This window comes from Conyzicola sp. (assembly GCF_046714715.1).
In the GTDB taxonomy this organism is placed as follows: Bacteria; Actinomycetota; Actinomycetes; order Actinomycetales; family Microbacteriaceae; genus Conyzicola.
Map to the genome: position 1 here is coordinate 23,854 of NZ_JBKKAD010000158.1, position 7,229 is coordinate 31,082.

The window sequence follows — 7,229 nt, forward strand, 5'->3', positions numbered from 1 at the left end:
ATCGTGCCTCATGTGCGGAATCGTGGGTTATGTCGGTGACAACAAGTCTCTTGAAGTGCTCCTGGGCGGGCTGAAGCGACTCGAATATCGGGGGTACGACTCCGCCGGAGTGGCGATCATCGACCCCAGCGGTCACATCGACTCCCGCAAGAAGAGCGGCAAGCTGCAGATGCTCGTCGACGAGCTCGAGCAGAACCCGATCGGCAATGGCGCGACCGGAATCGGTCACACCCGCTGGGCGACCCACGGCGGCCCGACCGACCGCAACGCCCACCCCCAGCTCGGCGACAACGGCAAGCTGGCGCTGATCCACAACGGAATCATCGAGAACTTCTACGACCTCAAGCAGGAACTCCTCGCCAAGGGTGAGACCTTCACGAGCGACACCGACTCCGAGGTCGCGGCCATCCTCGTCGGCCACGCCTACCAGGAGACCGGCGACCTTACCGAGGCCATGCGCGTCGTCGTCGACAAGCTGCACGGCGCGTTCACGCTGCTCGTGATGCACGAAGACCAGCCCGGCGTCGTCGTCGGCGCTCGCCGCAACTCGCCCCTCGTCATCGGACTCGGCGACGGCGAGAACTTCCTCGGATCCGACGTCGCGGCCTTCGTCGAGTTCACGCGACGCGCCGTGGCCATCGGTCAGGACCAAATCGTTACACTCCGTACCGACTCCGTCGTGGTGACCGACTTCTTCGGCAACCCGGTCGAGACCGAGGAGTTCGAGATCGCCTGGGACGCCGCCGCCGCCGAGAAGGGCGGATGGTCGAGCTTCATGGCCAAGGAGATCAGCGAAGAGCCCGAGGCCGTCGCGAAGACGCTGCTCGGCCGCGTCGTCGACCACAGGGTGCGCCTGCCCGAGCTCGAGCCGCTCGGCGACGATGTCCTCGCGAACATCGACCGCATCGTCATCATCGCCTGCGGCACGGCGGCCTACGCCGGCATGCTCGGCAAGTACGCGATCGAGAAGTGGTCGCGCATCCCCGTCGACGTCGAACTCTCGCACGAGTTCCGCTACCGCGACCCGATCCTCACCGAGCGCACGCTCGTCGTCTCGATCAGCCAGAGCGGCGAGACCATGGACACCCTGATGGCCGTCAAGTACGCCACCGCAGCTGGCGCCCGCGTGCTCTCGATTTGCAACACCCAGGGCGCGACCATCCCGCGCGAGTCGCACGCCGTCATCTACACGCACGCCGGACCCGAGGTCGCGGTCGCGTCGACCAAGGCGTTCGTCGCCCAGGTCACGGCCCTCTACCTGCTCGGCCTGCACCTCGGCGAGGTGCGCGGCACGCTCAGCGAGGCCCAGATCGCCGAGTACTCCGACGAGCTGGTCGCCATCCCCGAGAAGATCGAAGAGGTGCTCATCGCCTCGCAGTCGATCGGTCAGCTCGCGCACTGGATGACCGACACCCAGTCGGTGCTGTTCCTGGGCCGCAATGTCGGCTTCCCGGTCGCCCTCGAGGGCGCCCTCAAGCTCAAGGAGCTCGCCTACATCCACGCGGAGGGCTTCGCCGCCGGCGAGCTCAAGCACGGCCCGATCGCACTTATCGAGCCCGGCCAGGTCGTCTTCGTGATCGTTCCGAGCCCGCGCGACCCCGACTCGCTGCACCCCAAGGTCGTCTCCAACATCCAGGAGATCCGCGCCCGCGGGGCCCGTGTCATCGCGATCGCCGAGAAGGGCGACGCCGCCGTGCTGCCCTTCGCCGACGAGGTCATCCCGATCCCGCTGGCCGGTTCGCTGTTCGAGCCGCTGCTCGCCGTCGTTCCGCTGCACATCTTCGGCATGGAGCTCGCGGCCGCCAAGGGCCTCGACGTCGACCAGCCGCGCAACCTCGCGAAGTCCGTCACGGTCGAGTAGCGCGGTGCGCCTGTGATCGTCGGCATCGGCGTTGACGTGGTCGACCTCGCCAGGTTCGAGCGCGCCCTCAGCCGCACGCCGGCGCTCAAGGCGCGGCTCTTCGCCGACGTCGAGCTGGTGAGCGGCGAACGTGTGCTCGCCCTGCGCTCGCTCGCCGGCCGCTTCGCCGCGAAGGAGGCGCTCATCAAGGCCCTCGGCGACTCGACCGGCATCAGGTGGCACCACATGCGCGTCGTGTCCGATTCCCACGGCAATCCGTCGTTCGAACTCTCGGATGCCGCGGCCACCGTCGCGCGCAGCCGCGGTGTCACCTCGGTGCACCTGTCGATGAGTCACGACGCCGGAGTCGCCGTCGCCTACGTGATCGCCGAGGGGGAGTAGTGGCCGCCCTGCGCGAGGCCCGCATCGACCTCGGCGCGATCAGCCGCAACGTCGAGACGATCCGCCGCACGGTCGACGGAGCCGATGTCATGGTCGTGGTCAAGGCCAACGGCTACGGTCACGGGGCCGTGGAGAGCGCCCGCGCCGCCCTCGAGGGAGGGGCCGTGGCTCTCGGCGTGGTCGAGATCGACGAGGCCCTCGTCCTGCGCGCCGCCGGCATCGACGCCCCAGTGCTCGCCTGGCTGCACGGCAGCGCCGCCGACTTCGCCTCCGCGACCGCCGCCGGGGTGGAGATCGGCGTCAACCACCTCGAGCAATTGGAGCGTGTCGCCGCGTCATCCGGAACCGCGGTCGTGCACCTCAAGGTCGACTCCGGACTTGGACGCAACGGCGCCAGCGAAGCCGACTGCGCGGCCCTCTTCGCGGCGGCGGCCCGCCACGAGGCCGCGGGGCGCATCCGGGTGCGCGGCTTCTTCAGCCACCTCGCGAACGCGGGAGAGAGTGCGGATGCCGCGCAGGTGCAGCGTTTCACGGCGATGCTCACGCAGGCGGTCGCCGCCGGGCTCGACCCCGAGGTGGTGCACCTCGGCGCGAGCGCCGGAGCCCTGCGCCTGCCCGACGCGCGATTCGGCCTCGTGCGCGTAGGGGTCGCCGCCTACGGGCTCTCGCCGTTCGACGACGCGTTGAGCGCCGACCTCGGTCTCACGCCGGCGATGCAGCTCAGCGCCGAGATCGTGTCGGCCAAGCGGGTCGCGGCGGGCAGCGGCGTCTCCTACGGGCACGACTACGTCACGGCCGGGGAGTCGACGCTCGCCCTCGTGCCGATCGGGTACGCCGACGGGGTGCCGAGGCACGCCTCCGGCAGCGGGCCCGTCTCGATCAACGGACGACGCTTCACCATCAGCGGCCGCGTCGCCATGGACCAGTTCGTCGTCGACGTCGGCGACCACCCGGTGCGGGTGGGCGACCGCGCCATCCTCTTCGGCGACCCGGCCACGGGCGTGCCGAGCGCCGACGACTGGGCCGCGGCCGCGTCGACCATCAACTACGAGATCGTCACCCGCATCGGCGGCCGGGTGACCCGCAGGTTCGTCTGATGCTGCTCACCATCACCACCCCCGAAGAGATGGCGGCGCTCGGTGCCCTGCTCGCAACGCAACTGCGCTCCGGCGACCTCGTCACCCTGAACGGCGAGCTCGGCGCGGGCAAGACCACGCTCACGCGCGGGCTCGGCGCGGCGCTGGGAGTGCGGGGCGCGGTGACGAGCCCCACCTTCGTGCTCGCCCGCACGCACCCGCGCCCCGAGGGAGCGCCGCTCGTGCACGTCGACGCCTACCGGCTCTCGAGCGCGATCGAGCTCGACGACCTCGACATCGACTTCCCGGCGTCGATCGTCGTGGTCGAGTGGGGCGAGGGGCTGCTCGACGGCATCACCGACGAGTGGTTGCAGCTCGACATCGTGCGACCGGTCGGCGGCGTGGTGACCGACGACGGCGTCGAGACCCGCACGGTCACGGTCACCGGGCACGGTCCGCGCTGGGCAGACCTCGGCTGGCTCGAGGGCTTCGGCGCATAGAGACGCGGCGCGTCACAGCGGCCGCCCCGAGCCGAGGGGCAACGTTCCGCTGTTCAACGCCCGGGTGAGGGTCGAAAGTTTGCCCCGCCCTTCTCGCCGCAGACCGATGGGGCAAGCAATCGACCCTCAATGGCGGCCTGAAGGTCGAAAGTTTGCCCCTCTGGTCTTGGGGGCGGCGTTGCTGAGGGCGGCGCGCCTCGGCAACCCCGCCTAGGCTTGTGGGGTGCTGCTCGCGATCGATACCTCCGCCGGAACCAGTGTCGCCGTCGTCGACCGCGACGCCGGCGTGCTCGCCGAACGCTCGTCGCCCGACACCCGCGGGCACGCCGAGGTCGTCGGCCGGTTCATCCGCGACTGCCTCGACGAGTCGGGCGTCGCCGTAACCGCCCTGTCAGGTGTCGCCGTCGGCATGGGCCCGGGGCCGTTCACCGGCCTGCGGGTCGGCATCGCGGCCGCGCGGGCCTTCGCCTTCGGTGCGGGCAAGCCGGTCGTACCCGTGGTCAGCCACGACGCGATCGCCTTCGGGCTCATCGAGCCGACGCTCGTCGTGACGGATGCGCGCCGCCGCGAGATCTACTGGAGCACCTACGCGGGCAGCGACGAGGTCGGGCTGCCGATCCGCGCCCACGGTCCGGCGCTGTGCAAGCCCGCCGAGCTGGCCGACGTCGTGCCGGGGTTCGCCGGGTACACCCGCCTCGACGCGGTCACCGTCTCCGCAGCATCCGTCGGCCTTCTCGCCGAGAGCCTCTACCTGCACAAGCGCGCGTTCGCGGGCGACGAGGCCCTCTACCTGCGCTCGCCCGACGTCACGATGAGCGCCGGCCCGAAGCGGGTGAGCTGATGGTCTGGCAGCTGCGCTCGGCCACCCCCGACGACCTCGACGCGATCATGGCCATCGAGCACGCCGTCTTCCCAACCGACGCCTGGTCGCGCGAGTCGATGCTCGCCGAGCTCGGCAACAAGCACACCCACTATCTCGTGGCGTTCGACCCGGCGACCCCCGACCGGTTCGACGCCTACGCCGGCCTGCTGGCCCCGCGCGGTGCGACGCAGGCCGACATCCAGTCGGTCGCCGTGGTCGAGACCGCCCGGCGCCGCGGACTCGCCCGCACCCTGGTGCAGGCGCTCATCGCCGAGGCGCGCGACCGGGGTGCGCGCGAGATCTTCCTCGAGGTGCGCGTGGACAACCCCCACGCCCAGTCTCTCTACGACTCGCTCGGCTTCGAAAGGATCGCGGTGCGCAAGGGCTACTACCAGCCGGACAACGTCGACGGCGCAGTGATGCGCCTCGAGATCCCCTCGCCCGTCACCCGGCCGGCGGTGGGACAGTGAGCGGCCACGAGCCCCTGGTGCTCGGCATCGAGACCAGCTGCGACGAGACCGGCATCGGCATCGTGCGCGGAACCACCCTGCTCGCCAACGTCATCTCGTCGTCGATGGACGAGCACGCCCGCTACGGCGGCGTCGTGCCCGAGGTCGCGGCGCGCGCCCACCTCGAGGCCCTCGTGCCCGCCCTGAAGCAGGCGCTCGCCGAGTCGGGCGTGACCCTCGACGAGCTCGACGCGATCGCGGTCACGAGCGGCCCCGGCCTCTCGGGCGCCCTTATGGTGGGCGTCGGCGCGGCGAAGGCGCTCGCCGTTTCGCTCGACAAGCCGCTCTACGCGGTCAACCACCTCGTCGGCCACGTCGGCGCCGACGTGCTGCGCGACGACGACAGCGAGATCGAACTCCCCACCATCGCCCTGCTCGTCTCGGGCGGGCACACCTCGCTGCTGCTCGTGCGCGACCTGGTCTCCGACGTCGAGCTGCTCGGCGAGACGATCGACGACGCCGCGGGCGAGGCCTTCGACAAGGTCGCCCGGCTGCTCGGCCTGCCCTACCCCGGCGGACCCGAAATCGACCGGGTGGCCGTCGGCGGCGACCCGAAGGCCATCCGTTTCCCGCGCGGCCTCAGCCAGCAGAAGGACATGGCCGAGCACCGCTACGACTTCAGTTTCTCGGGGCTCAAGACCGCGGTGGCCCGGTGGGTCGAGCAGACGCGCGATTCGGGGGTCGAGGTGCCAATGGCGGATGTCGCGGCCAGCTTCCGTGAATCCGTCGCCGACATCCTGCTCACGAAGGCCGTCGCCGCGTGCGTCGACCACGGCATCCCCCGGCTGCTGCTCGGCGGCGGCGTCGTGGCGAACGCCCGGGTGCGCGAACTCGCCGCCGAACGCTGTGCGGCCGCGGGCATCGAGCTGCGCATCCCGCCGCTCTCGCTGTGCACCGACAACGGCGCCATGATCGCGGCCCTCGGTGCCCAGTTGATAATGGCCGGCCACGCGCCATCCACTCTCGACTTCGGCGCGGACTCTACGCTCCCCGCGACCGTCATCCAAGCCTGATTGACGTGCGAAACCCGCGGTGGGAGCATGGCTGGCACCACCGCCCGTAGAGGAGTAGCGCCATGACCGATCCCACCGCTCCCGAGCCGGCGCCGCGGCCGCAGGTGCAGCCGGGCCCGCAGTTGATGCCGCCCATCGAGGGCCCGACCGCCCCGACCCCCAACCTGTCGATCATCTCGATGATCCTCGGCATCCTCGGCCTGCTGATCGGACTCGTGGGCGGCGGCCTGCTGTTCTCGGTCGGCGGCGTGGTGCTCGGACACCTCGGCCAGCGCAAGGAACCCGAGGCGAAGGGGTTCTGGCTCACCGGCCTCATCACCGGCTACGTGGGCATCCTGCTCAACCTCATCGTCATCGTGGTCTGGATCGTCGTCTTCGTCGCCCTCGCCGCCGCCGGCGACAACTTCACCTACCCGGGCTGACGCGAATACGGCTCTGGGTAGACTGGGGCCTCACCTGTGAGGAGCAATCAAATGACCAATGCAGACGACCAGACACCGCCCCCGGTGCCGCCCGCCCCGCCCGCATCCGCGAACCCGCCCGCTGCGAGCCCCGCCGCGCCGGCCTACTCGGCGGCCCCGCCCGCCTACTCCGCGGCCCCTCCCACCTACACGCCCGGTGCACCGCAGAACCCGTACACCCCCGGCGTTGTCGGCCCCCCGCGCGGACTCTCGGTCACCTCGATGGTGCTCGGAATCGTGGGCATCCTGTTCGGCGGCTTCGGCCTGCTGATCTCGATCGCCGCGGTCATCACCGGTCACATGGCCCAGCGCCGCCAGCCCTACGCGAAGCCGTTCTGGCTCACCGGCATCATCACCGGCTACGTGGGCATCCTGATCGGCCTCGTCGTGTCGGCGTTCATCATCTTCGCGATCATCCTCGCCATGTCCGACCCGAGCAGCGGCAGCTACTACAACAGCTAGACCCGCTGCGCCAACAGCGCCACTCGCTTCCCCGCCACCCGCGTGAGGAAGAGGGTGGCTTTGTTGTTTCCCTTGAGCGACAGCTTGGCGCGGAACTGCGCCGG

10 protein-coding genes are annotated in these 7,229 nt (G+C 70.5%); 9 read left to right on the forward strand and 1 reads right to left on the reverse strand.

Annotated features, from left to right (window positions below):
• Window positions 1–10: 10 nt before the first annotated feature.
• The 9 genes from glmS to ACLQ6X_RS11890 all read left to right on the forward strand — a co-directional run bounded on the left by glmS (window position 11) and on the right by ACLQ6X_RS11890 (window position 7,125).
• Window positions 11–1,861: a glutamine--fructose-6-phosphate transaminase (isomerizing) gene (glmS, locus tag ACLQ6X_RS11850; RefSeq protein WP_411700354.1), complete on the forward strand. Its 1,851-nt coding sequence runs from the start codon at window positions 11–13 to the stop codon at window positions 1,859–1,861.
• 12 nt (window positions 1,862–1,873) lie between these two features.
• Window positions 1,874–2,242 (forward strand): holo-ACP synthase, encoded by a 369-nt coding sequence (locus ACLQ6X_RS11855; protein WP_411700355.1) that lies wholly within the window; start codon window positions 1,874–1,876, stop codon window positions 2,240–2,242.
• Complete coding sequence (gene alr, locus ACLQ6X_RS11860; protein ID WP_411700356.1) at window positions 2,242–3,339, forward strand: alanine racemase; 1,098 nt, start codon at window positions 2,242–2,244, stop codon at window positions 3,337–3,339. The genes ACLQ6X_RS11855 and alr overlap by 1 nt, the downstream gene beginning before the upstream one ends.
• Window positions 3,339–3,818, forward strand: coding sequence for a tRNA (adenosine(37)-N6)-threonylcarbamoyltransferase complex ATPase subunit type 1 TsaE (gene tsaE / locus ACLQ6X_RS11865; protein WP_411700357.1), 480 nt, complete (start codon window positions 3,339–3,341; stop codon window positions 3,816–3,818). The genes alr and tsaE overlap by 1 nt, the downstream gene beginning before the upstream one ends.
• Window positions 3,819–4,041: 223 nt before the next feature.
• A complete protein-coding gene (tsaB, locus tag ACLQ6X_RS11870; RefSeq protein ID WP_411700358.1) occupies window positions 4,042–4,659 on the forward strand; it encodes a tRNA (adenosine(37)-N6)-threonylcarbamoyltransferase complex dimerization subunit type 1 TsaB in 618 nt (205 codons plus the stop codon).
• Window positions 4,659–5,150 carry a ribosomal protein S18-alanine N-acetyltransferase gene (gene rimI, locus ACLQ6X_RS11875; protein ID WP_411700359.1) on the forward strand — a complete coding sequence of 164 codons (492 nt, stop codon included), beginning with the start codon at window positions 4,659–4,661 and terminating at the stop codon, window positions 5,148–5,150. The genes tsaB and rimI overlap by 1 nt, the downstream gene beginning before the upstream one ends.
• The gene (gene tsaD / locus ACLQ6X_RS11880) at window positions 5,147–6,202 is read left to right on the forward strand and encodes a tRNA (adenosine(37)-N6)-threonylcarbamoyltransferase complex transferase subunit TsaD (protein WP_411700360.1); all 1,056 of its coding nucleotides are present in this window, start codon (window positions 5,147–5,149) and stop codon (window positions 6,200–6,202) included. Before rimI ends, tsaD begins: the two co-directional genes overlap by 4 nt.
• A 62-nt stretch (window positions 6,203–6,264) precedes the next feature.
• The gene (locus tag ACLQ6X_RS11885; protein ID WP_411700361.1) at window positions 6,265–6,624 is read left to right on the forward strand and encodes a hypothetical protein; all 360 of its coding nucleotides are present in this window, start codon (window positions 6,265–6,267) and stop codon (window positions 6,622–6,624) included.
• 51 nt (window positions 6,625–6,675) lie between these two features.
• A complete protein-coding gene (locus ACLQ6X_RS11890; protein ID WP_411700362.1) occupies window positions 6,676–7,125 on the forward strand; it encodes a DUF4190 domain-containing protein in 450 nt (149 codons plus the stop codon).
• On the opposite strand, the gene ACLQ6X_RS11895 is transcribed toward ACLQ6X_RS11890, so the two are convergent.
• Window positions 7,122–7,229: THUMP-like domain-containing protein (locus ACLQ6X_RS11895; RefSeq protein WP_411700365.1), on the reverse strand; the 108-nt coding region annotated here is incomplete at its 5' end. The two genes, ACLQ6X_RS11890 and ACLQ6X_RS11895, sit on opposite strands and share 4 nt — an antisense overlap.